Below are 24189 nucleotides of genomic sequence, written 5' to 3'. Positions count from 1 at the left end.
CGCCGCTTGCATCCGCTGGTCTCAGGTGTCGATCGGGTGCTGGCCCGGCGCGCCCCATCCCGACTGCGAATGGACGCTCAGCGCAGCGTGAGCTCGATCTCGTCCTTGATCGGCACCACGAAGCGGCCGCTGAGGATGTCGGCCTCTTTGGCGCGCACGCGCTGCAGCAGCTCGGGCGCCACCTTGCGCTCGAACGTGCCCAGCGGCGACAGCGAAGCGCCCTTGGCGCGCATGAACGACAGCGAGGCCAGGTCGCGGGCCTGGTAGGTACCTGCCTGGACGGCGGCGATGACCGCATCGACCGTAGGCTCCATGTGCCACAGCGCCGACGCCACCACCGTGTTCGGGTACTGCGGCTGCGGGTGGATGATGTTGCCGAAGGCCAGGATGTTGCGCTCGGCCGCGGTTTCGATGACGCCGGCCATGGTGGCGGCGAACATCGCGTCCACGCCCTGATCGACCATGGCCATGGTCATCTGGCGCGCACGGGGCTGGTTCAGCCAGCTGTTGATGACGCCGGTGCTGAACCGCGCGCGCGGGTTCACCTCGCGCGCGCCGTCGATGAAGGCGTTCATCAGCCGGTTCACCTCGGGGATGGCCATGCCGCCCAGCAGGCCGATGTGGTTGCTGCGGGTCATGCCACCGGCCAACATGCCGGCCAGGTACGAGGGCTCGTGGATGTAGTTGTCGAACACGCTGAAGTTGGGCGCCTGCAGCTTGCCCGACGACCCCATCACGATGGCCGTGCCGGGAAACTCGGCCGCCACCTTGCGCACGGCCTCTTCGGCCTCGAAGGCCTCGCCGATGATGAGCTTGTAGCCCTGCTCGGCCTGCTTGCGCACGGTGTCGGCGTAGCGGTGGGCCGGGATGTTCTCGATCCCCTTGTACTGGATGGCGCCGCGCTGCCGCGCCGTCTGCATGGCCTGGTGCACGCGGCTGACCCACTGCTGCTCGAAGGGCACGGTGTACACGCCAGCCGCCTTGATGGGCGCGCGGCCACCGGACTGCGCCCAACCCGGCGTCCAGGGAGCGGCCGCCAGCCCCAGGATGGCGGTGCGACGGCGAAGGGTGCTGGGGATCAGTCGAGTGTCCATGGCTGAAGTGCGCAAAGGTGAACCGGTGGTTGACCCATTGTCACCGTGATGCGGGCCGCCAAGGCGCGTCAGCGCGCCGCGACCTGCTGAAAAACCCCATCTGTCGCGCCGCGTCCACGGCGCAGTGCGGCGAGAGCCCGACACGCCTCGGTGTCACCGGGTATCGGCTCCTTGCCGTCCTGTGAAAAACGGCAGTCGCACCATACTGGTGCAAACCATTGACCTGCGCATGCCCGCAAGCAACCGGCTTCCGCTGATCGGTGCGGGCAGCGCCAGCAAGCCCCCCTCAACCCTGCATGGGCCTGAGGCCCGTCGCTGGCTGTCGATGCGGGTCCTGCGCCCGCGGATGCGGCCCACGATGGCTGGTCAGGCGGCACCTCGTGCGCCCGGCCCGCCGAGCGCATGGTGAGCCGCCGTCGGCATCCAAGGGCCGTGGACGCCGCGCGTTCGACCCGCTCCATGGAACACGCGACATGCATGCCTGACGTTGACCGTGCTGTACCGGCCGCCCCGCCAGGCCTGGCTGCAACCGTTCACCGAGGCCTCGCGCAAACGGCCGGGCCTGGAAACGGTGGACAGCGGATGATCTATCAATGGGTATCGGGTCACTCTCGTTGTTCAACAAACGGAAGTGGCCACATACCCCATCAGTGCGAAACCACTGCCGCCTCGGGGCTTGTCTCGGTGCCCGTCTCGTTGCGCACGGGGGTGGGCTGCATGGCCTTGGCGTCGCGCGGTGTGCCGATGGGGCTGCCGGCCTGGCCGCGCTGCATGGCGGCCATGTCGACCTCGCTGGGGTACTGGCCCAGCAGCCAATAGTCGAACACGCGGCGCGCCAGCGGGGCGGCCGCTGCGGCGCCAAAGCCGGCGTTTTCGACGATGGCGGCGACCACGATCTGGGGGTGCTCGGCCGGTGCAAAGGCCAGGTACAGCGAGTGGTCGCGCTGGAACTCCGTCAGCTTGGCCGCGTTGTACTTGGACTTCTGACCCACGGTCACCGCCTGCGCCGTGCCGGTCTTGCCGCCGCTGGTGTAGGCAGCGCCCGCGAACACCCGGCGCGACGTGCCTTCCTGCGTCACCCCGACCATGCCGCGCCGCACCAGCGCCATGTTCTCGCTCTGGTAGGGCATGCGCTTGCCCGCCTCGCGCGGCAGGTCGACGAACTGCGCGCTGGCGGCGGCCCGCTTGCCCTTGACCAGGTGCGGCGTGCGGTTGGTGCCGCCGTTGGCGATGATGGTCATGGCATGCGCGATCTGCAGCATGGTGAAGTTGTTGTAGCCCTGGCCGATGCCCAGCGAAATCGTTTCGCCCGCGTACCACTGCTGCTGGGCGGCGCGCTTGTAGGTGTTGCGCTTCCACTCGCGGCTGGGCAGCACGCCACGCGACTCGCCGATCAGGTCGATGCCGGTGACCTGGCCAAAGCCCAGCGGCTTCATGAAGTCGTGGATCTTGTCCACGCCCATTTCGTTGGCCAGGGTGTAGTAGTAGACGTTGCTGGACTTGACGATGGAGCGGTGCAGGTCAACCGGCCCCAGCGCGTGGCCTGAGCGGAAGGTGTGGCCGCCGAAGGTCCACGAGCCGCCATCCTGAATCACCGTGCTGGCCTTGCGCGTGCCCGTCTCCAGCGCCGCCAGCGCCATGAAGGGCTTGTAGGTGGAACCGGGCGGGTACACGCCCTTGAGGGCGCGGTTGAGCAGCGGCTTGTTGATGGACTCGTTGAGCAGGGCCCAGCTTTCCTGGTCGATGCCGCCGATGAACAGGTTGGGGTCGTAGGTCGGCTTGCTGACGAAGGCCAGCACCTCGCCCGTGTTCGGGTCGATGGCCACGAGCGCGCCGCGCCGGTTGCCGTACAGGTCCTCCACCATCTTCTGCAGGCCCAGGTCGATGGTCAGCATGAGCGAATCGCCGGTGGTGGCGGGCATGCTCTGCAGCTGGCGCACGGCGTGGCCGCCGGCCGAGGTTTCGAGCTGCTCGTAACCGGTGGTGCCGTGCAGCTCGCGCTCGTGGCTTTGCTCCACGCCCACCTTGCCGATCACGTCGGTGCCGCGGTAGTTGGCCTCGTCCTCCGAATCCTCCAGCTGCTCCTTCTCGCGCTGGTTGATCCGGCCCACATAGCCCACGACATGGCCGGCCGCCTCTTCAAACGGGTAGGTGCGGAACAGCCGCACCTTCACGTCCACACCCGGCAGGCGGTAGCGGTTGGCCGTGATGCGGGCCACTTCGGCGTCGCTGAGCTTGGAGCGCAGCGGCAGCGAATCGAAGCTGCGCGCGTCTTCGCGCAAGCGCCTGAACACGCGCCGGTCGCGTGGCGAAATGTCGATCAGCTTGGCGATTTCATCGATGGTGGCGTCCAGGTTCTCGGTCTTGGACGGCGTGACCTCGACCGTGTAGGCCGAGTAATTGGTCGCCAGCAGCAGGCCGTTGCGGTCCACGATCTCGCCCCGCGTGGGCACGACGGGCACCACGGCGGTGCGGTTGTTCTCGGCCTGCTGCAACAGGTCCTCGTGGCGGATCACCTGCAGAAAGTACAGCCGTGCCAGCACCAGGCCGAAACACACCAGCACCAGACCCGCCATGGCGAGCGCGCGCCAGCGGTAGCGCCTTTGCTCGATCTCCAGGTTGTGAAACTCAGCCACGCCTCAAATTCCGATGTGCCATTCGGCCCTGCGCATCGCGCCCGGGCCTGTTGATTGTCCGAAGTGGTGTGCCGGCCCCGATTGAACCGCAGCCGTCCAGGCTTCACAAGGGCCGGTTTTTGTCCGGGTCGGGGGGGCGGCGCTGGGGCGCCAGCAGCAACAGGCTGATCACCGGCCAGACGACCGCCTCGGCCAGCGCCCCGGCAAACACCAGCCAGCCCGGGAACACGCCGCCGCCCAGCACGCGCAGGCCCACCACGATGGCCTGGGCCAGCAGGAAGATGGGCAGCACCTGCACGGCCTGCACCCCCAGCGGGAACCACCGCAGGCGGCGGTGCGCGGCCATCGCCAGGAAGGTCAGCACCGAGTAGGCCAGCGCGTTCTGGCCCAGCAGCGCGGCCTGGTGCACGTCCATGACGAGGCCAAAGAGGAAGGCCACCGTGATGCCGACGCGGCGCGGCTGGTGCACGCCCCAGAACACCAGCACCACGGCCAGGAAATCGGGCATCCACAGCACGCGGCCCAGCGGCAGCAGGTTCAGCACCAGCGCCACGAACAGGCTGAACCAGATCAGGCCGGGTTTGACGGGCAGCAGCAGCTGCTCGTGGCCGGGGTGCAGGATCATCGCGAGGTCTCCGAGGCGGCGCGCGTGCGCACGGGCGCCGCGCGCCGCGCGGCCGAGGCCGGTGCACGCGCCGCTGGCGCCGGGCTGCTGGCTGCGGCCGGCGCGGCAGCAGGCGCAGGCGTGGCCGGTTCGGCGCTGCCACCGCGGCGCGCGGGCAGGGCCGGTGCGGCTGCCGAGGCCGCGCCGGTCGGTGCGCCGGCCCGGATCGCGCCGGCCACTGCCCCCACCACGCGCTTGCTCAGCGAGGGTGTCTCGGCCACGCTGGCCGCCGCCTGACGGTCTTCGGCCTCCAGGCTGTCCAGCTCGTCGGGTCGGGTCACGGGCGGGATGACCATCACGTGGCGTACGTCGCTGGCCGTGGCCAGCGGCGCCATGCGGATGCGCAAGAAGGGCGAATCGCTGCGCTTTTCCACCGTCAGCACCTTGGCCACGGGCAGGCCCGTCGGGTAGACGCCGTCCATGCCGCTGGTGGTGAACAGGTCGCCCGCCTGCACATCGGTGCTGGCCGGCATGAAGCGCAGGTCCAGCATGCCGCTGCCCACCGTGGGTTCGCCATGCGCCAGCCCGCGCACGCCCGAGCGCGTGTTCAGCACGGGAATCACCTGGTCGCGGTCGATCAGCAAGGTCACCTCGCTCAGCATGGGGTAGACGCGGGTCACCTGGCCCAACACGCCCGACTCGTCGAGCACGGGCGAGCCGGCCTTCACGCGCTGCAGGCTGCCTTTGTTGATCACCACGCGGCGGGTGTAGGGGTCGGTGGTGTCGTACAGCACCTCGGCCGCCTGGCCGGTGACGTCCAGGCGCTCGTTCAGGCCCAGCAATGCGCGCAGGCGGTCGTTCTCGTGCGTGAGCTGCTCCACCTGGCTGGCGCGCGTCGACAGCGCCACCAGCTGCTGGCGGGCGCTGGCGGCCTCGGCCTGCGCCTCGTGCAGGTCACCCAGATAGCCGTGCAGGCCGCCGGCCCACTCGATGGGCTGCAGCGCCACCCACTGCAGCGGCGTCAGCGCCGTGGCGATGACGCTGCGCAGCGGCTGCACCAGCCCCAGGCGCGCATCGGCCACCATCAGGAACAGGGCGAGCGCCGACGCCACCATCAGGCGCGACAGCGCCGACGGGCCTTGGTCGAACAACGGGGGAGGAGACTGGGCCATGACTGCGCACGATCATGGCAGACGAAGCGCGCCCCAGCGGTCAGGCTGCGGCGAACTCGCTTGCGTCATGACACCTCGCGTGAAAAAACTCAGTGCGTGAACACCGTGCCCATGCGGTCCATCTGCTCCAGGGCGATGCCGCAGCCGCGCACCACGCAGGTCAGCGGCTCTTCGGCCACCAGCACCGGCAGGCCGGTTTCCTCGGCCAACAGGCGGTCCAGGTCGCGCAGCAGCGCGCCGCCGCCCGTCAGCATCATGCCGCGCTCGGCGATGTCGGCGCCCAGCTCGGGCGGGGTTTCTTCCAGCGCCGTCTTGACGGCCGAGACGATGTTGTTGATCGGCTCGGTCAGGGCTTCGAGGATCTCGTTGCTGCTGACGGTGAAGCTGCGCGGCACACCTTCCGACAGGTTGCGCCCGCGCACTTCCATCTCGCGCACTTCCGAGCCCGGGAACGCCGAGCCGATGTTCTTCTTGATGAGCTCGGCCGTGGGCTCGCCGATCAGCATGCCGTAGTTGCGGCGGATGTAGTTGATGATGGCATCGTCGAAGCGGTCGCCGCCCACGCGCACGCTGCCCTTGTAGACCATGCCGCCCAGCGAGATCACGCCCACTTCGGTGGTGCCGCCGCCGATGTCGATCACCATCGAGCCCGAGGCCTCGCTCACCGGCAGGCCGGCCCCGATGGCCGCAGCCATGGGTTCCTCGATCAGGTAGACCTCGCTGGCGCCGGCGTTGCTGGCGGCGTCGCGGATGGCGCGCTTTTCCACCTGGGTCGACCCGCAGGGCACGCAGATGATGATGCGCGGGCCGGTGAAGAAGTTGTGGCGGCTCACCATCTTGATGAACTGCTTGATCATGTGGTGCGTGGTGTCGAAGTCCGCGATCACGCCGTCCTTCATGGGGCGGATGGCTTCGATGTTGCCCGGCACCTTGCCCAGCATGGCCTTGGCCTCGTGGCCCACGGCCTGCAGCGTCTTCTTGCCCTGGGGACCGCCCTCGTGGCGGATGGCCACCACCGACGGCTCGTCCAGCACGATGCCCTTGCCGCGCGCATAAATCAGCGTGTTGGCGGTGCCCAGGTCGATCGCCAGGTCGGTGGACAGGTACCGACGGAATGCTCCAAACATGAAAAATCCTCTTCAGGCACAGCCCTGCCACCTTCCGCGCCCTTGCGCCAAGGCAGCCGCTTGCCCAGCCAATCAATAAAGGGTGTGGTGGAAGTCCATCGTGACGCGCGATCCGGCCGCAAAACCGACAAAAGAGGCGACAAACACAGCAGATGCCGTCAAGTTGGACAAAATTCGGGGGGCGTTCCGGCACCCGACGTGCCTTTCGCCAAAGGCGGGATAATACCGCATCACCCTGCAGGCATCCCTGCAGCGGCGGGCGCAAAGCCTTGCCGGCCTTCTGCTTGACAACCACCTCCAACCATGTCGCTCACCCCCACCGACATCGCGCGCATCGCCAACCTGGCGCGCCTTGACCTGCAGCCCGAGGAAAGCGCCCGCATGCTGGCCTCGCTCAACGGTTTCTTCAACATCGTCGAGGCCATGCGCGCGGTGGACACCACGGGCGTCGAGCCCCTGGCCCAGCCCACGGCCGCGGTGCAGGACGTGGCCTTGCGCCTGCGCGAAGACGCCGTCAGCGAGCCCGACAACCGCACGGCCAACATGCGCAACGCCCCCGCGGCCGATCAGGGCTACTTCCTCGTGCCCAAGGTCATCGAATGACATTCGACAGGCAGTATCAGGCCACCGCCGTTTCATGAACAACGGCAACCCACCCATACTGCGCCTCGTCGCCTTGGCCGCCGCCCATCCAGCCACGCCCGCCGTGCCCCCGTTGGCCGACCCGCGCCCTTCCACGCTTCCGCTTGCACGCATTCCATGTCCGCTGATCTGCACACCCTGAGTCTCACCGCGCTGGCCGCCCAGCTGCGCGCCAAGGCGGTCTCGGCCACCGAAGCCGCCCAGCACTTCCTGGCCCGCGCCCAGGCCCGCCCCGAACTGGGCGCCTACCTCGCCTTCAACGAAGCGGCCACGCTGGCCCAGGCCCAGGCAGCCGATGCGCGCATCGCCGCTGGCCAGGCCCTGCCGCTGGACGGCCTGCCCATCGCGCACAAGGACATCTTCGTCACGCGCGACTTCCCCACCACGGCGGCCAGCAAGATGCTGGCGGGCTACCAATCGCCCTTCGACGCCACCGTGGTCACGCGGCTGGCCGAGGCCGGCGCCGTCACGCTGGGCAAGCTCAACTGCGACGAATTCGCCATGGGCTCGGGCAACGAGAACTCGGCCTACGCCCCGGTGCACAACCCCTGGGACGCGAGCCGCGTGCCCGGCGGCTCGTCGGGCGGCTCGGCCGCCGCCGTGGCCGCCGGTCTGGCGCTGGGCGTCACCGGCACCGACACCGGCGGCTCCATCCGCCAGCCCGCCGCCTTCTGCGGCATCACCGGCATCAAGCCCACCTACGGCCGCGCCAGCCGCTACGGCATGATCGCCTTCGCCTCCAGCCTGGACCAGGCCGGCCCCATGGCCCACAGTGCCGAAGACTGCGCGCTGCTGCTCAGCCACATGACCGGCCCCGACCTGGACCGCGACTCGACCAGCCTGGACGTGCCCGCCGAAGACTTCAGCGCCCGCCTGAACGAGCGCCTGGATGGCCTGCGCATTGGTCTGCCCAAGGAGTTCTTTGGCGACGGCCTGGCCGCCGACGTGCGCGCCGCCATCGACGCCGCCCTCAAGCAGTACGAGCAACTCGGCGCCCAGCTGGTCGAGATCTCGCTGCCGCGCACCGAGCTGTCCATCCCGGTCTACTACATCATCGCGCCCGCCGAGGCCTCGTCCAACCTCAGCCGCTACGACGGCGTGAAGTTTGGCCACCGCGCCGCCCAGTACGACGACCTGATCGACATGTACAAAAAGTCGCGCGCCCAGGGCTTTGGCGACGAGGTCAAGCGCCGCATCATGATCGGCACCTACGTGCTCTCCCACGGCTACTACGACGCCTACTACCTGCAGGCGCAAAAGATCCGCCGCCTGATCGCCGACGACTTCCAGGCCGCCTTCACCCAGTGCGACGTCATCGCCGGCCCCGTCGCCCCCACCGTGGCCTGGCAGGCCGGCGCCAAGGCCGACCCGCTGGCCGCCTACCTGGCCGACATCTACACCCTGCCCGCCTCGCTGGCCGGCCTGCCCGGCATGAGCCTGCCCGTGGGCTTTGGCGACGGTGGCATGCCCGTGGGCCTGCAGCTCATCGGCAACCACCTGCAAGAGGCCAAACTGCTGAACGTGGCGCACCAGTATCAGGTCGTCACCGATTTTCACCAGCAGCGCCCAGCCGGATACTGATTGCGTGAGCCTGCAGGTCAACCCCACGGAGCCCGCAGCATGAGCCTGCTCACCCACATCGTGCTGGCCCAGGCCAGCCACGGCGGCCTGCTGCTCGAGCACCCGCCCGAGCGCGGCTGGCCGCACCTGGACCTGCGCGGCCTGACCGACCAGCACCTGCTGGCGCTGTTCGCCGTGCTGCTGCCACCCGGCGCCGCGCGCGCCATGGACGACACCGAGGTGGGCTTTGCCCACATCCCGGCCAGCGAACCCACGGCGCCCGTTGGCCCCTGGGTCATGCTGCTGCCCGATGCGCTGACCGCGCTGCTGGCCGACCTGGACCCCGCCGCCATCGCCCAGGCCGTGGCGCGCTGGCGCAAATCCGCCCTGCCGCCCCCGCCCGAGCCGTGGCCCGCCGACGCGCTGCACACGCTGCTGACCGAGCTGCAGCCCATGGCGCAGCTGGTGCAGGCCTCGCGCGGCACCGATCCGCTGCAGCTGTTCCTGCGCGTCGACATCCCCGATCAAAAGCCAGTATCAGGCCATCGCCGTTGATTTGAAAACGGCAACCACCCCATACTGCACCACACCCATCATCCGAATCATGACCACCGCCAAACTCATCCAAGGCTACGAAGTCGTCATCGGCTTTGAAACGCACACCCAGCTGGCCACACACAGCAAGATCTTCAGCCGCGCCAGCACCGCCTTTGGCGCCGAGCCCAACACCCAGGCCTGCGCCGTGGACCTGGCCCTGCCCGGCACGCTGCCCGTCATGAACCGCACGGCGGTGGAATGCGCCATCAAGCTCGGCCTGGCGCTGGGCTCGCACATCGCGCCGCGCAGCATCTTCGCGCGCAAAAACTACTTCTACCCCGACTTGCCCAAGGGCTACCAGATCTCGCAGTTCGAGATTCCCGTGGTGCAGGGCGGCGAGGTCAGCTTCTTCCTCGAAGAAGGCAAAGGCGCCGACAAACAGACCGTGCTGAAAACCGTGCGCCTGGTGCGCGCCCACCTCGAAGAAGACGCCGGCAAATCGGTGCACGACCAGTTCGAAGGCGAGTCGGGCATCGACCTCAACCGCGCCGGCACGCCGCTGCTCGAAATCGTCACCGAGCCCGACATGCGCTCGACCGCCGAAGCCGTGGCCTACGCCAAAGAGCTGCACAAAATCGTCACCTGGATCGGCATTTGCGACGGCAACATGCAGGAAGGCTCGTTCCGCTGCGACGCCAACGTCTCGGTGCGCAAGCCCGGCGGCCCCCTGGGCACGCGGCGCGAGATCAAGAACCTGAACTCGTTCAAGAACATGCAGATCGCCATCGACTACGAGATCCGCTGGCAGATCGAGCAGCTCGAAGACGGCCTGCCCATTCAGCAGGCCACCGTGCTCTTCAACCCCGACACCGGCGAAACCCGAGCCATGCGCACCAAAGAGGATTCGGCCGACTACCGCTACTTTCCCGACCCCGACCTGCCACCGCTGGTCGTCGCGCCCGAGTGGGTTGAGCAAGTCAAGGCCACCATGCCCGAGCTGCCGCGCGCCATGGCCCAGCGCTTCGTCCGCGACCATGGTCTGCCGGAGTACGATGCCACCATCGTCACCCAATCAACGGCGATGGCCGCATACTTCGAAGACGTGGCCACCACCAGCGGCCAGCCCAAGCTCGCCGCCAACTGGCTCATGGGCGAAGTCGCGCGCCGCCTGAACCAGGACGAGCTGGCCTTTGACGAGCTGCCCGTGTCCGCCGCGCAACTGGCCGCGCTCATCACCCGCATCCACGACGGCACCATCAGCCACAACGCCGGCAAGCAGGTGTTCGACGCGCTGTGGAGCGAGCAAGACGGTGAAGCCGAAGTCGGCACCGCCACCGCACAGATCGACGCCCTCATCGAGGCCAAGGGCCTGAAGCAGATGAACGACACCGGCGCCCTCGAAGCCATCATCGACGCCGTGATCGCCGCCAACCCCGACAACGTCGCGCAGTACAAGGCCGGCAAGGACAAGGCCTTCAACGCGTTGGTCGGTCAGGTGATGAAGGCGAGCAAGGGGAAGGCGAACCCGGGGCAGGTGAATGCGGTGTTGAAGGCAAAACTTCAGTAAAGCACTTTTATGCAGCACCGTCATCCTTCACCTGAAGATATCTCAATAGGAACGCTGCTGCGAGGGGCTGAAATTCTTATCCAAGAGAAAATATTGGCCTTTATTCCATAATTAGCTTACATCGATAGAGCCAGCCAACATTGGAATTACTCAAAATCACCTAAATTCGGGAGTCAGCATGCAGGAGTTCAAGGGAACATTCGAGGAGCTGCAAGGCACGATCACAACCACAGGTTGCATTGGCCAGTGGTCTGACATTGCAAATGGCAAGCAATTCAAAAGCAAAGAAGGCGGCATTCTCAATTGGTTCACAGCGACAGGCCGCGTCACCTTTCAAGGCCCTGCGGCCCCCAAGGCGAAGCTGATGCAAATGCTTGGATCCGAGACCATATCGGAGCCCCAAGTGGCACCAGCCCCCTCGGCCGCTGCGAAACCGAAGAGCAAGGTATTCCTTGTGCATGGGCACGATACGGTCGCACGCGAGCAACTCGAACTTGTGCTGCACAAGCTTGGCCTAGATCCCTATGTATTGGCAAACACAGGTGGCGGCGGAATGACCATCATCGAAGCTCTTGAAAGCCATATCGGTGGGACTACAGACGCAGCGAAGTTCGGCATTGTCTTAATGACTCCCGACGACATGGGCTACTCAAAGCGAGATGGCGAATCAAAGGTGGAGCCGCGTGCGCGGCAAAACGTGGTACTTGAAATGGGCATGCTCATCTCAGCGCTTGGGCGCCCGAATGTGGCAATCTTGAAGAAGGGGCACCTTCAGGTGCCTTCTGATGCCGATGGCATTCTCTACATCGGTTTTAACGATCACGTAAAGGAAACCGTCCCGCGCTTGGCCGAACGCCTCAATCACGCTGGCTTCAAGATTGAAGGTTCTGCCATCGCGAAGGCGGCCGCATAATCTGGCGGCGGCTAACCCGTCATATTAGCGGACTGCCTTCGGCAGCTGCCAAACTCCAACGTTAGGTTTCAAAAATGCAGAAGCTCGACACACGAATCACTAATGAAGTCAAGGACTTGGTCCAGGTTGGCCAACAACTCAATAGAAGCGTATCTACATCGTCAAGGGGCATCGGTGGTGATGAACTCGCCGAACTCGCTATGTGGGTTACTCGGCTTGGGCAACTGATCCAGAAGCTATATGGCGAGAAGAGTCAGCACTTCGCGTCCTATAGCAGGGCCCTCGATAACAATAATTTTTACAACCTGCACAGCAATCACTACGAACATTTCACTCAGCTTTTTGGAGTGGCCAAGGCGATTCAGCACGACATCAAGCAAGGACTCGTCGTGGATTTTAAGGCGCTTGTTCAGGCTGAAGTTTTTGCAGACTTTCTGGATATGGGCGAATACCTCCTAGACGAAGGATACAAGGATGCTGCTGCAGTCATCATCGGCACCGTGCTCGAGGACGGCCTACGAAAGCTCTCTGAGCGGGGCGGTCTGCCCCTCCTGGCCGACTCTGGCAAGCCGTTGACCATCGATCCTCTGAATACTCAACTGGCCAAGGCTGATGTCTATTCAAAGCTCGTACAAAAACAGATCACTTCCTGGGCTCATATTCGCAACAAGGCCGCCCATGGTGAATTCTCGGAGTATTCGATGGAGCAAGTGAGGATGATGCTCTTGTTTGTACAGAACTTCGCCAGCGAGCACTTGGCGTGAAACCTAACCTTTTATTCGATGTGATAGCTGGGACAATAAGTTAATAATTTTCATTCTCCGCGCAAAAGGCTACCGCTGCGCTCGGCAAGCCCAACTGAACGCCACCGACTGGCCTTCCTGGCGACACAGGCGAGAATCACTTCAGCCGCTTTCCATGAGGCAAAGTGGGCACTAGCAGTTATGTCTGCGCCGGCCATGTTACGCGCATGCGGCCAACACCCAACCAATAGCCCTTTCTCACTGACAAACAATGTCTTGCACGACAATCGCCCGCTGTCCAGCCTCACCGCATTGACCCGTGCCCTCACCCGATCCCAACGCAGTCGCCATCGTCGGCGCAGGCCCCGCCGGCCTCATGGCGGCCGATGTGCTGTCCCGCGCCGGGGTGGCCGTGCAGGTGTTCGACGCCTCGGCCTCGGCGGGGCGCAAGTTCCTGCTGGCCGGGCGCGGGGGCCTGAACCTGACGCATGGCGAGCCACTGGTGCCCTTCATGGGCCGCTTTCGGCAGGGCGAGGGCGACGAGGGTGCGGCCGATGCGGTGGCGGGCTGGCTGCGCGATTTTGGGCCCGATGCGGTGCGCGCCTGGGCGGCGGCGCTGGGGGTGGAGACCTTTGTGGGCAGCTCGGGCCGGGTGTTTCCGACCGAGATGAAGGCGGCGCCCCTGCTGCGCGCCTGGCTGCTGCGCCTGCGCCAGCCGCAGGCGGGGTCGGGCGCAGCCGATGAACCCGGCGCGGTACCGGTGCGCTTGTTCATGCGGCACCGCTGGGTGGGCTGGGCACCCGAGGGCGGCGCCAACGTCGCGGCGGGTGGCCCCGATGCCGCAGCGGGCAACGCCTTCAGCCCGCCGGGCGCGGGCGCGCTGTGTTTTGACACCCCGACCGGCCCGGTGACCGTGCGCCCGCGGGCCACGGTGCTGGCACTGGGCGGCGCCAGCTGGCCGCGCCTGGGCTCGGACGGCGCCTGGGTGCCGTGGCTGACGCAGGCGGGCGCGACGGTGGCGCCGCTGGTGCCGGCCAATTGCGGCTTCGACGTGGCGGCCCGGGGCGGGCCTCTTCTGGCCAAGCCCTTCCCGGCCGGGTCTCTCCTGGCCGGGCCCAGTGCCAACGCGGCGGCGGGGCAAGCCACGTCCACTGCCACAGATACCGGCTCGCCGGCCCCCGGCGGCTGGTCGCCCTACCTGGCCGAGCGCGGTGCGGGCCAGCCGCTGAAGAACGTGGTGCTGAGCTTCACCGACAGCCGGGGCCGGCGTTTCGAGCGCCGCGGCGAGTTCGTGCTGACGGCCACCGGGGTGGAGGGCAGCCTGATCTACGCCGCCAGCAGCCTGCTGCGCGACGAGGTGGCGCGCCACGGCCACGCCACGTTTCACCTGAACCTGCTGCCCACGCGCACGCCCGCGCAGGTGCTGGCCGAGGTGGCCCGCCCGCGCGGGGGGCGCAGCCTGTCGTCGCACCTGAAAGGCCGGCTGGGCCTGACGGCCGTGCACCTGGCGCTGCTGCACGAGCGGCTGCCGCCCGAGGCGCTGAAAGACCCGCAGGCCGTGGCGCAGGCGCTGGTCGCGCTGCCCATCACCGTGTGCGCGCCGCGCCCGGTGGCCGAGGCCATCAGCACCGCCGGCGGCGTACGCTTCGAGGCGCTGACCGATGACCTGGCGCTGCGCAGCCGGCCCGATGTGTTTTGCGCCGGCGAAATGCTGGACTGGGAAGCGCCCACGGGCGGCTACCTGCTGACGGCCGCCCTGGCCAGCGGCGTGCGGGCCGGGCACGGCGTGCTGCGGCGACTGGCGCGCGACGGCCGCACCGGGTGACGCGGCACGTTCACCGATGACCGGGCCGATGGCCTGGCACCGACGGGGATCGTGGTCGTCAGCGGGCGTCACCGTCGCCAGCAGCCGCGCGGTGGCGCACGCGCCAGGACCATCCTGGCTGGCAACAAGGCGGACCCGATGCCACAGCCCGCTCGCTCGACAAGCCCTCGGTGATGCCCAGCCTTGAGCCGCGCACGCAGCGCCTTGGCATCGCGGCCCGGGATGAGGAACACACCGTCGACGGCCGGGCCCCCTGCGGGGCGGTGGCACTGCCACGCGAGAATGCAAGCCCCCTTCACCCGTTCAGGTTCTCGCCCGCGCCATGTCTTCCACCGCCCCCGTTTTGCCCATCGCCACGTCCACTCCGCCGCGCCGGGCATTTGACCGCAGCCGTTGGGCCGTGCTGGCGCTGAGCGGGGCCGCGCTGGCGGCCTGCACGCAGGTGCCGGCGCCCGTTCCTGCCAGCGCACCCGGTGTGCGCACAGGTACGCCGACAGGCTTGCCGACAGGCGCGCCAACGGGAATGCCGACCAGCGGCGCAGCGCCTCAGGCGCCCGCCTCGCCGGCAGCGCCCGCAGCCGTCCAGCCCCTCACGCGCGAACAGGCCTTGGCGCCCCAGGCCCGGGGCGCGCGCGTGCGCTGGTGGGGCGGCGTCGACCGCGTGGAAGCGGACGACGCGGGGCGCGACTGTTTCACGCTGCGCTGGGGTGACACCGATGCCGACGGCTGGGTGCAGTGGCCGCGTGACGACAGGGGCTTGCACCCTGTCGTCGCCTGTGGCCCGGGCCACTACCCGCGGCAGCTGGTCCAGCCCTTCACCCTGTTGCACATCGAGGGGCGCGTGGTGGGCACGGCCACGGTCTGGGGCGTGCCGGCGCCGGTGCTGGAGATCGAGGTGCTGGAGCGCGCGTCCGACTGTCTGGCGAGCGAAACGGATTGGGTGAAGCACCCGCAGTGCCGGTCTGGCCGCTTGCTGCCCGAGTGAGCCTGGCTGCGGCGTGGATGCCGCCTCAGCGTTCGACCCGCACGGCCAACCCCAGCTGATGGCAGTATCATGCATTTTCCGTTTGATGATGAACGAGAAGCACCTGATACTGACAATATTCATGTCACATGAGCCACCCATGCCCCGTGCGGATGGGCGGTTGGCCAGAGGGCGCATGTGCCGGCTCAAGCAACATGCGGCCCATGCCGCGGCCCTTCTCCACCATCGGCTTGAGGCCGGTTCAACCCGTTGAGGCGCACGACGGCACGGCAGGTGCCGTGCGTGGTGCGCCTGAACCGGCGCGGCGGGCGTCCAGCAGGTCGCGGAACCTGGCGCGCTGATGCCTGGGCGGGATGTTCAGGCCTTCGGCGGCCGGTGTGCGACCTCAGTACGTCAGCTTCAGCCGGTACACCGCCGTGGTGCCGCTCACCTCGTTGCCCACCATCAGCAGGGGCTCGCCCGTGGGCGAATCTTTGGGGGCGATGAAATGCAGGCCTTCGGGGCCCAGGTCGCCCAGCCGGCTCAGGGCGGCGGCATCGGGCGCTTCGTCTTCGCTGAAGGCCTGCGTCCAGTTCTCGCGGGTGTTCAGGTAGTCCATGCGCATGGGGGCGCGCGGGTTGGTGATGTCGTAGACCAGCACGCCACCCATGCGCTCCAGGCCAATGAAGGCCAAGGTTTTGTCGCCCAGGCGGCCCACGGTCAGGCCTTCGGGCTCGGGGCCTTTGGCGCTGCTGCGGGCGTCGAGCTGGGCGGTTTCATCGTGCCCGGTGTTGAAGTGGTCGGCGCAAGGCACGTTGCGGGCAGCGCCCAGTTTGCAGTCAGCGCTGGCCAGGAAGGACTCGATGGCCGAGCCCGAATCCCAGACCTGCTGGCCGTTGGCGTCCCAGATGCTGATGGAGCGGCCGCCGTAGGTGTAGAGCCGGTCGTACATCAGGCGGTCGCCAGCGGGATCGGCCACACCGTCCTGGTTGAACAGGCGGGGGCTGCCGTCGGCGTGGGTTTGGTAGCCCAGGGTCCAGGTCACTTTCAGGCGACCCAGTTGGTCATCGGCCCGGCAGTCGCCCGGGTTGCCCGCCACGGCGCCGCACCACGCGAACACGCTGGGATTGAGCAAGGCGCCCTTGGCCAGGCCCGCCAGGTGGGCGGGCAGGTCGTCATCGGCGCGACGCAGGAAGCCGTCTTTGTGCACCAGGTGCTTGATGCGCCATTCTTCGACAAAGCCCTTGCTGGGGTCGCCGACGCCGCCCGCGCCATCGCCAAAGTAGGCGGGCGTGCCCTCGCCCCAGGCGCGGGCATCGCCTTCGTTGGCGCTGACGATGTAGGTGTTGCCGTCGCCGGCCTGGTAGGCGGCAATGGCGTCGGGCTGGTACATGCCGTACAGGCCGGGCGCGGTGGTGATGTGGATGGCGGGGTTCTCGCCATCGTTGTCGGCGAAGTCGAGGGCGTTCTCGGCCAGGCCATGGTCCTTGTAGCCCAGCGGCACGATGCGCTTGACGCGGGCCGTGACGATGTCGATCTCGGCCAGCGCGTTGTTCTCCTGCAGGCTGGCCCAGGCGGTCTTGCCGTCGGGCGCCACGGCGATGTACTCGGGCTCCAGGTCTTGCGCCACGCTGGCGCCGGGGCCGAAGATGCGCACGCCCTGCGCCAGCAGGCTGGCGTTCTGGCCGTTGAAGGCCGAGAAGTCGGCCACGCGGGCCACAGGTTTGGCGGGGTCGCTCACGTCGATGACGCTGATCGAGCCTTCAGGGTCGATCTGGTAGTCGTCGCTGGGCTCGCCTTCGTTGGCAACCAGCAGGGTCTTGCCGTCGGGCGTGAAGGTCAGCATGTCGGGCAAGGCGCCCACGGCCACCTGGCCCACCAGGCTGAGGTCGGCAGCGCGGTAGATCGCCACCAGGCCGGGGTTGGTCTTCACAGCGTCCTGCACGGCGACGGCCACCAAGCCGCCCTGCACGGCCACGCTGTTGACCGAGGCGCCCGCGCGTACGGCCGTCGCGTCGATTTGGCCAATCAGCCTGGGCGCGGCCGGCTGGCTCATGTCCAGCACGTCGAGCGCGCCCTTCTGGGCATTGACGACGAAGCCGCGCTTGGAGGCGGCATCAAACGCGGGGATTTCAGCAGCGCTCTTCAGGAACACGCCCGATTCGTAGCTGCCGACCTTCTCGAGGCTGACGCTGACCGGCGTGGTCACCGGGGGTGGAGACGTCGAGTCGTCATCGTCGCCGCCACCGCCACAGGCGCTGAGCACGGCAGCGGACAAGAGACTCAAGCCCAGCAGGGGCACCGTGCGGCCAAAACGTGTCATGGTGAGCATCGCGTGTTGCAAAAATGCCCATTCTTTGACAGCCGCATGACACCGCCATGACATGCCAGCCCCTCTTCAGCCTGCAGCCGGTCAGACGCCCGCCCGGCTTGAGCGCAAGCCGGCCTGTCCGCGGCAGCATCCCACGAGCCGCAGGCTCAGTGCTTGTGCCCGCCGTGCCCTTGCGGCGCTGCGCCCAGGGCGCGCACCGGCGCCGAGACCTCCACCGTCTTGCGCTGGCCGGCTTCTTCCACGGTCAGCGTCAGCGGCACGCGGGTGTCTGCCGTCAGCGGCGCTTTCAGGCCCATCAGCATGATGTGGTAGCCGCCGGACTTGAGCTCGACCGGCTTGTTGGCCGGCAGGTCGAGGTGGGGCATCTGGCGCATCTTCATGACGCCATCGGCCATGGCCATCTCGTGCACCTCGGCCTGGCTGGCCACTGGCGAGCTGACGGCGAGCAGCTTGCCGCCGGTGCTGCTGACCAGGGTCATGAAGGCGCCAGAGGCCTGCTGCCCCGGCACGGTGCCGCGCACCCAGGGGTCGGTCACGGTGACTTCGGCATGGGCCAGGCCGGCCGAGAGGGCCACGAGCAGCGCGGGGACGAGGGAGCTGAGGGTCATGAGGAGGTCCTGGGGAAAGGGTGGAAGCGTTCAGGCGCGCGACAGCACGGTGCGCACGTCGGCGGCGTAATCCTGCGCCGTCTGCTCGTGCTTGAGCAGCACGCGCAGCTGGCCGGCGGGGTCGAACAGGTAGGTGAAGGCCGAGTGGTCGATGGTGTACGACGACTGGGTGGGCACCTTCTTGAAGTAGACGCGGAACTCTTTGGCGATCTGCTCGGTCTCGGCCAGGTCGCCGGCGAGGCCCAGAAAGCCGGGGTCGAAGGCGCCGGTGTATTCGCGCAGCACCTGCGGGGTGTCGCGCTCGGGGTCGAGCGTGACGAACAGCACCTGCAGGCGGTCGCCATCGGCGCCCAGCAGGCGGCGCACCTCGGCGGCGCGCAGCAGCGCGGTGGGGCACACATCGGGGCACTGGGTGAAGCCGAAGAACAGCAGCACGGCCTTCCCCTGAAAGTCGGCCAGCGTGCGCGTACGGCCGTCGGGGTCCTTGAGGCTGAGGGCTTTGCCGTAGCCGGCGCCGGTCACGTCGATGCCGCGAAAGCTGGGCGCCTTGTCGGCGCAGCCGGCCAGCGCGGCCAGGGCCAACCAGCCCAGGCAGCTGCGGCGGGTGGTCAGGGGTGCGGGCAGGCGCGTCATCGCGGCACCCCCAAGTCCATGAGCACCAAGCGGGTGCCGGCGTCGGTGCAGATCTCGACCCAGTGCAGGGTCGAGACGCTGTCGTGGTGGTCGCGCAGAATCAGCTTCGCACCCAGCGCTCCCAGGGTGAGGGCAAGCACGGTGAAGACGATCAAGGCTCCCAGAATGCTGCGCCATCGCGTCATCCAAGCGGGCATGTGAGGCTCCAAGGGGGTGCTGGGGCAGGCCGTGAGCGCGCGCGGCTCAGGGCGTGCACCCCAGTGCCGGCCAAGGCTGCCGGCAGATTGCAAACTGCGGGGTAGTTTGACCAACGCGGCAACGGTTGGGCAATAGGACATATTGTCCGTGCGCCCTGCCACGCCCGCCACGCACGGGCCGAACGCCAGCCGACCGATGCGGGTTTTGCCGCCGGCCGGCGCGGTGCGCTGCCGGGCGCTGACGCGTGTGCAGCAGGCCGGGGCGCGATGCGCAGGCAACATGCGGTCGTGCCGCCCACGGCGCTTTGTCCTTGCCCGCATGTCGTCCGCCTTGCTTCACCCCTTTCACCGCCCGGCCTGGCCCGGCCGGCCATCCGCCCCCGTCCTGGCCCGGACGACCCCATGACGGCCGCCGACCGCGAGCGCCGGCGCATCGTCATCACGCTGGGCATTGCGCAGACCTTTGCCTGGGGCTCGACCTACTACCTGCCGGCCATCCTGGCCACGCCGATGGCGGCCGACCTGGGCGTGACGGCCTCGTTCGTGTTCGCGGCGTTTTCCATGTCGCTGCTGGTGACGGCAGTGCTGGGCCCGTGGTTCGGCCGCGCCATCGACCAGCGCGGCGGTCGCCCCTTCATGGCGGCCACCAGCGTGATCTTTGCCGTCAGCCTGCTGATGCTGGCCCTGGCCCAGGGGCGGTGGACGCTGATCCTGGCCTGGGTGGGCATCGGCATCGGCTCGGCCATGGGGCTGTACGAGGCCGCCTTCGCCACCGTGGTGCGGCTGTATGGCGCCAGCGCGCGCGGCGCGATCACGGGCATCACGCTGATCGGCGGCTTCACGGGCACGGTGAGCTGGCCGCTGTCCACGTTTCTGGAGGCGCACCTGGGCTGGCGCTGGGCCTGCGTGGTGTGGGCCGCGATCAACCTGCTGGTCTGCCTGCCGCTGTACCTGTCCCTGCCGCCCGAACGCCAGGAGGCGCCGGCGCTGACCAGCCCGGCCGGGCAGCCGGGGGGAATCGGCGCCACGCCAAGCACCACGCCCAGCGCGACGCTCAGCCCTGCGACCACAGCCTCGCCCCTTGCGGTGCCCACCGCGGCGCCTCAGGCCGCCCCGCATGCCCCCGGCACCGTCACCACCGCGCCCGCAGGCGCGCCGGCCAACGGCATGGGCGTGCGCCTGAACGATCCGCGCGTGCTGCTGCTGGCGTTCCTGTTCGCGGCGCTGGGCATCGTGGCCACGGCCATGGCCTCGCAGCTGCCGGGCGTGCTGATGGCGAGCGGCGTGAGCGCCGGCACCGCGCTGTGGGTGAGCATGCTGGTGGGGCCCACGCAGGTGGCCGCGCGCATCGTCGAGCTGCGCTTCATGGGCAACCGCAGCCCCATGCTGAGCACCTGGCTGGCGACGGGCCTGCACCCGGTGGGCGCGCTGTGCCTGCTGCTGCTGGGCCCGCCCGCGGCCCTGGTGTTCGGCCTGGTGCATGGCGTGGGCAATGGCTTGCTGACCATCGCGCGCGGGGCCTTGCCACTGGCGATCTTCGGCCCCAAGGGCTATGGCCAGCTGCAAGGCTGGCTGCTGGCGCCGGCGCGCATCACGCAGGCCTTCACGCCCTGGTGGTTTGGGCTGGCGCTGGCCAGTTGGGGCGGCCAGGCGCTGTGGCTGACCGCCGGCCTGAGCGTGCTCGGCCTGCTGGCGCTGGCGGGCCTGCAGCGCGTGATGACCCGGCAGACCGCCGCGGCCACCCTCGCCAGCCCGCAGATCGAGGCGCGCTGAGGGACCGAGCGCTGCGGCCACCGGGCAGCGCCCGTCAAACTGCCCGGACCGCGTGGAGGGCACCGTGGCTGAGTCCTGCATGCCCAACCCCAGCTCGCCGCATCAACGGCCACACAGCGCCATTGGCCGCGCTGGGCGGTGATGACCCGTGAGGGAGCGGCGCCAACGCTGCAGCGCCAGCGGCCGCCGAACACCACAGAGGGAATCCCCGCCGATCCGCATCGTTTTCGGTTTGGCGCAGGCCACTTCAGCAGTATCCATGCAAAGTCTTTTCATGTATGACGACCATGAACACATACTCTCCAACTGTTCTTGCGGACGCTGCAACTGCGCAGCAGCCCAGCCATCACGGCGCGCCGCGTGACCCCGCACCCGGCGCAGGCCTGGCGACGCCACGTTCGGCATGACGCGGCGGACGAGCCCTTGGGGGAAGCAGCGGGTCCGCCACACCAGACGCGACCATGGCATGTGGTCGATCATGACCTGGCCGATGCCCGAGCACGGCATCTGGGTCGCGCCGTCACCCGCCCAGCACCCCGATCACTCGGGCTTGAGGCCGGCCTTCTGGGCCACGCTTTGCCAGCGTGCGGTTTCGGCGGCCGCGAAGCGCCGGAAGGCCTCAGGGCTGGTGTGCACGGCCTCGATGCCCAGGCGGTCGAACTGGGCCTTGACCTGGGGGTCGTCGGCAACCTGCTTCATGGCGGCGCCCAGCCGGGCCACCACGGCCGGGGGCAGGCCCGCGGGCCCGGCCAGCCCCTGCCACGAGTTGACCTCGATGCTGGGGTAGCCCAGCTCGACCAGCGTGGGCACGTCGGGAAACTGGGGCGAGCGCTTGGCCGCCGTGATGGCCAGGGCGCGCACCCGGCCGTCCTTCACGAACGGGCCCAGCGACGAGGTGGCGTCGAACAGCACCTGGATGTGGCCGGCCACCAGGTCGGTCATGGCGGGGCCGCTGCCTTTGTAGGGCACGTGTGTCATGCGCAGGCCGGCGGCCTGGTTGAAGGCCTCGCTGGCCAGCTGCAGCGAGGTGCCGGCCGACCCGAAGTTCAGGCTGCCCGGCTGCGCCTTGGCCAGCGCAACCAGCTCGGGCAGGGTCTTGACCGGCACCTGCGGGTTGACCGTGACCAGCAGCGGCTGCTGCGACACCTGCGAGATCAGCGTGAAGCTGTTCTGCGGGTGGTAAGGCAAGCGGGCAAAGGCCGCGGCGTTGACCGAGTTGATGGAGATGTTGGACACCATCAGCGTGTAGCCATCGGGCGCGGCCTTGGCGACGATCTCGGCCCCGGGCACGCCGCTGGCGCCGGCGCGGTTCTCGGGCACCACGGGCTGGCCCAGGTGCTGCGTCAGGCTTTGCGCCATGGCGCGGCCCACCAGGTCGGTCACGCCGCCCGGGGCAAACGGGATGACCAGGCGGATGGGCTTGCTCGGGTAGGCGCCCTCCTGGGCCCAGGCGGTGCCGGCGGCCCCGGTGAGGGCGCCGGCCAGGGCCAGCGAGGTCAAGCGGAAGGCGGCGGCCCGGAAGCGGGCGGCCAGGCGGGACATGGGCATGCGGGTCTCCTGCACGGTGGGTGGCGCAGGCTGCAACCACCACCTGCCGAAAATCCTCACGGGGTATACCATGGCTGGCGTTTTTTGAACAACGCCATACCATGCATACTGCTAATCGGGAATCAAGACCAAGGCCTGCGTGCGGTCGCGCGACGCCAGCGCCTCGTGTGCGCGGCCAGCCTCGGCCAGGGCGAAGGTCTGCGGCGCATCGGCGCGCAGCACGCCGGCGGCAAAGTCCGCGAACACGCGGGTGGCCAGCGTGCGCAACTCGGCCGGGTTGCGGTAGGCCGAGAACACGCTGGGCCGCGTCAGCGACACCGATTTGGGCATGAGGGCCGACACCTCGAACGGCGGCACCGGGCCCGACGACTGGCCGTAGTTCACCAGGTGGCCGCGCTGCGCCAGGCTGGCCAACGAGCCCATGAAGGTGGTCTGGCCCACGGCGTCGTAGGCGACGTCCACGCCGCGCCCGGCGGTGAGGGCCTGCACGCGGGCCACGAAGTCTTCGTCGCGGTAGAGGATGACGTGGTCGCAGCCGCACGCGCGGGCGATCTCGGCCTTGGCCGCGCTGCCCACGGTGCCGATCACGGTCGCCCCCAGGTGGCGACCGTACTGCGCCACCAGCTGGCCGACGCCGCCGGCCGAGGCATGGTTCAGCACCCAGTCGCCGGCCCGCAGGGCGTGCACCTGGTGCGTGAGGTCGTAGGCCGTCAAGGCCTTCAGCAGGCTGGACGCGGCCGTGCGTTCGCTCACCCCGTCGGGCAAGGGCAGGGCCAGTTCGGCGGGCAGGTTGCGGTGGCTGGCGTAGCCGCCGTACGCGCGCGTCAGCCAGGCCACGCGCTGCCCCACCTGCAGGTCGGTCACGCCCTCGCCCAGCGCCTCGATCACGCCCGCGGCCTCCAGCCCCGGAATGCCGGGCAATGCCAGGGTCTTGTACAGACCCGAACGCACGTACACGTCGTGGAAGTTGACGCCAATCGCGGTGTGGCGCACGCGCACCTCACCCGGGCCGGGCGGCGCCAGCGCGATGGGCTCGGCGCGCAGCACCGCGGGGTCGCCAAATTCGCGCAGCACGATGGCGTGGGGGGTGGACGCAGGCATGGAGGGCTCCAAAGGAAAGATCGGGCGATTAAATTGATTGGCAATTAAATTTCAATGGTTGAAATTTAATTCACCAAATCAAGCATCGAACCATGATAGCGAGGGAGGTCGTGGCGAAGCAAGAACGCGGTGACACGCCACGGACGATGCCCGGGCCCAGCGCCACTGCGGCGCCCCGGCAGGCGACGGCGCCACAGACCACCGCGATCGACAGAAGCCTGCCCGATGGCCGCGCCCACGACCGTGCATGGCGCCCCGAGGTGCCGGGTGCCAGAAGGCGGCATGCCCGCGCTGTTGCCTGCAGCCCCGGCGGCCCGACCGCTCGCACACCGGTACGCGAGACGGTGCCAGCGCGACAGGGCTCCGCTCCAGCCACCCGAGCAGGCCTGGTGCACTGTGCTGGTATGCCGTGCTGCCCCGCTGGCCGAGAGGCTTGGTCGCGACCCATGGATGGCGCGCCTTGGGCAACGCCGATCACGACGTGAACGCCAAGCCCGGCTGTAGAGGGCGGACGGGTTCGGCGCAGCCGTCCACGTCGTGCATCGACGCATCGCGCAGAATGCGATGGGGTATCCAGCCACTCCCGTTTCCAGTCAAACGACAGCCATCTGAT

The 24189-nt window shown here is 68.4% G+C and carries 20 protein-coding genes; 9 read left to right on the top strand and 11 right to left on the bottom strand.

The annotated features are described in order from the left end of the window. Window positions 1-77 precede the first annotated feature (77 nt). The 5 genes from CCO03_RS01550 to CCO03_RS01530 all read right to left on the bottom strand — a co-directional run bounded on the left by CCO03_RS01550 (window position 78) and on the right by CCO03_RS01530 (window position 6633). A complete protein-coding gene (locus tag CCO03_RS01550; protein ID WP_087276335.1) occupies window positions 78-1094 on the bottom strand; it encodes a BMP family protein in 1017 nt (338 codons plus the stop codon). Window positions 1095-1741: 647 nt separating this feature from the next. Beyond that, on the bottom strand, window positions 1742-3670 hold the full coding sequence (gene mrdA, locus CCO03_RS01545; protein WP_087283946.1) for a penicillin-binding protein 2: 1929 nt from the start codon (window positions 3668-3670) through the stop codon (window positions 1742-1744). A gap of 163 nt (window positions 3671-3833) precedes the next feature. Beyond that, complete coding sequence (gene mreD / locus CCO03_RS01540; protein ID WP_087276332.1) at window positions 3834-4355, bottom strand: rod shape-determining protein MreD; 522 nt, start codon at window positions 4353-4355, stop codon at window positions 3834-3836. Beyond that, the gene (gene mreC / locus CCO03_RS01535; RefSeq protein ID WP_087276329.1) at window positions 4352-5506 is read right to left on the bottom strand and encodes a rod shape-determining protein MreC; all 1155 of its coding nucleotides are present in this window, start codon (window positions 5504-5506) and stop codon (window positions 4352-4354) included. Before mreC ends, mreD begins: the two co-directional genes overlap by 4 nt. A gap of 89 nt (window positions 5507-5595) precedes the next feature. Next, window positions 5596-6633 carry a rod shape-determining protein gene (locus CCO03_RS01530; RefSeq protein ID WP_087276326.1) on the bottom strand — a complete coding sequence of 346 codons (1038 nt, stop codon included), beginning with the start codon at window positions 6631-6633 and terminating at the stop codon, window positions 5596-5598. A 303-nt stretch (window positions 6634-6936) separates the two neighbouring features. Between CCO03_RS01530 and gatC the strand changes: the two genes are divergently transcribed. From gatC to CCO03_RS01490, 8 genes are all read left to right on the top strand, one after another. Then, entirely contained in the window at window positions 6937-7236 is a 300-nt protein-coding gene (gatC, locus tag CCO03_RS01525) for an Asp-tRNA(Asn)/Glu-tRNA(Gln) amidotransferase subunit GatC (protein WP_087276322.1), read from the top strand. Window positions 7237-7392: 156 nt separating this feature from the next. Next, window positions 7393-8856, top strand: a complete 1464-nt coding sequence (gatA, locus tag CCO03_RS01520; protein WP_087276318.1) for an Asp-tRNA(Asn)/Glu-tRNA(Gln) amidotransferase subunit GatA — start codon at window positions 7393-7395, stop codon at window positions 8854-8856. 39 nt (window positions 8857-8895) lie between these two features. Further along, entirely contained in the window at window positions 8896-9390 is a 495-nt protein-coding gene (locus CCO03_RS01515; RefSeq protein ID WP_087276315.1) for a hypothetical protein, read from the top strand. Between the two features lie 49 nt (window positions 9391-9439). After that, window positions 9440-10939: an Asp-tRNA(Asn)/Glu-tRNA(Gln) amidotransferase subunit GatB gene (gene gatB / locus CCO03_RS01510; RefSeq protein ID WP_087276312.1), complete on the top strand. Its 1500-nt coding sequence runs from the start codon at window positions 9440-9442 to the stop codon at window positions 10937-10939. A 178-nt stretch (window positions 10940-11117) separates the two neighbouring features. Next, a complete protein-coding gene (locus CCO03_RS01505; RefSeq protein WP_087276310.1) occupies window positions 11118-11852 on the top strand; it encodes a TIR domain-containing protein in 735 nt (244 codons plus the stop codon). Between the two features lie 74 nt (window positions 11853-11926). Next, window positions 11927-12616, top strand: coding sequence for a hypothetical protein (locus CCO03_RS01500; protein ID WP_087276307.1), 690 nt, complete (start codon window positions 11927-11929; stop codon window positions 12614-12616). A gap of 355 nt (window positions 12617-12971) precedes the next feature. Then, window positions 12972-14420, top strand: coding sequence for an NAD(P)/FAD-dependent oxidoreductase (locus CCO03_RS01495; RefSeq protein ID WP_087283943.1), 1449 nt, complete (start codon window positions 12972-12974; stop codon window positions 14418-14420). A gap of 322 nt (window positions 14421-14742) precedes the next feature. Continuing rightward, window positions 14743-15405 carry a hypothetical protein gene (locus CCO03_RS01490; protein ID WP_157667437.1) on the top strand — a complete coding sequence of 221 codons (663 nt, stop codon included), beginning with the start codon at window positions 14743-14745 and terminating at the stop codon, window positions 15403-15405. Window positions 15406-15790: 385 nt separating this feature from the next. Here the strand turns inward: CCO03_RS01490 and CCO03_RS01485 are convergent, their stop codons facing one another. The 4 genes from CCO03_RS01485 to CCO03_RS01470 all read right to left on the bottom strand — a co-directional run bounded on the left by CCO03_RS01485 (window position 15791) and on the right by CCO03_RS01470 (window position 19154). Next, window positions 15791-17707 (bottom strand): choice-of-anchor I family protein, encoded by a 1917-nt coding sequence (locus CCO03_RS01485; protein WP_087283940.1) that lies wholly within the window; start codon window positions 17705-17707, stop codon window positions 15791-15793. 155 nt (window positions 17708-17862) lie between these two features. Next, the gene (locus CCO03_RS01480; protein ID WP_087276300.1) at window positions 17863-18324 is read right to left on the bottom strand and encodes a copper chaperone PCu(A)C; all 462 of its coding nucleotides are present in this window, start codon (window positions 18322-18324) and stop codon (window positions 17863-17865) included. A 30-nt stretch (window positions 18325-18354) separates the two neighbouring features. Further along, on the bottom strand, window positions 18355-18957 hold the full coding sequence (locus CCO03_RS01475; protein ID WP_087276296.1) for an SCO family protein: 603 nt from the start codon (window positions 18955-18957) through the stop codon (window positions 18355-18357). Beyond that, window positions 18954-19154, bottom strand: coding sequence for a hypothetical protein (locus CCO03_RS01470; RefSeq protein WP_087276294.1), 201 nt, complete (start codon window positions 19152-19154; stop codon window positions 18954-18956). Before CCO03_RS01470 ends, CCO03_RS01475 begins: the two co-directional genes overlap by 4 nt. A gap of 402 nt (window positions 19155-19556) precedes the next feature. Here CCO03_RS01470 and CCO03_RS01465 point away from each other — a divergent pair, with 402 nt between their 5' ends. After that, window positions 19557-20927, top strand: a complete 1371-nt coding sequence (locus CCO03_RS01465) for an MFS transporter (RefSeq protein ID WP_087276291.1) — start codon at window positions 19557-19559, stop codon at window positions 20925-20927. 540 nt (window positions 20928-21467) lie between these two features. On the opposite strand, the gene CCO03_RS01460 is transcribed toward CCO03_RS01465, so the two are convergent. Both CCO03_RS01460 and CCO03_RS01455 read right to left on the bottom strand, forming a co-directional pair. Beyond that, window positions 21468-22475 (bottom strand): Bug family tripartite tricarboxylate transporter substrate binding protein, encoded by a 1008-nt coding sequence (locus CCO03_RS01460; RefSeq protein ID WP_157667436.1) that lies wholly within the window; start codon window positions 22473-22475, stop codon window positions 21468-21470. Window positions 22476-22586: 111 nt separating this feature from the next. Further along, a complete protein-coding gene (locus CCO03_RS01455; RefSeq protein WP_087283937.1) occupies window positions 22587-23576 on the bottom strand; it encodes a quinone oxidoreductase family protein in 990 nt (329 codons plus the stop codon). Window positions 23577-24189: the final 613 nt, after the last annotated feature.

This window comes from Comamonas serinivorans (genome assembly GCF_002158865.1).
GTDB classification, from domain to species: Bacteria; Pseudomonadota; Gammaproteobacteria; order Burkholderiales; family Burkholderiaceae_C; genus Comamonas_E; species Comamonas_E serinivorans.
The sequence above is the reverse complement of the archived record's forward strand: the minus strand, read 5'-3'. Positions and strand labels throughout refer to the sequence as shown.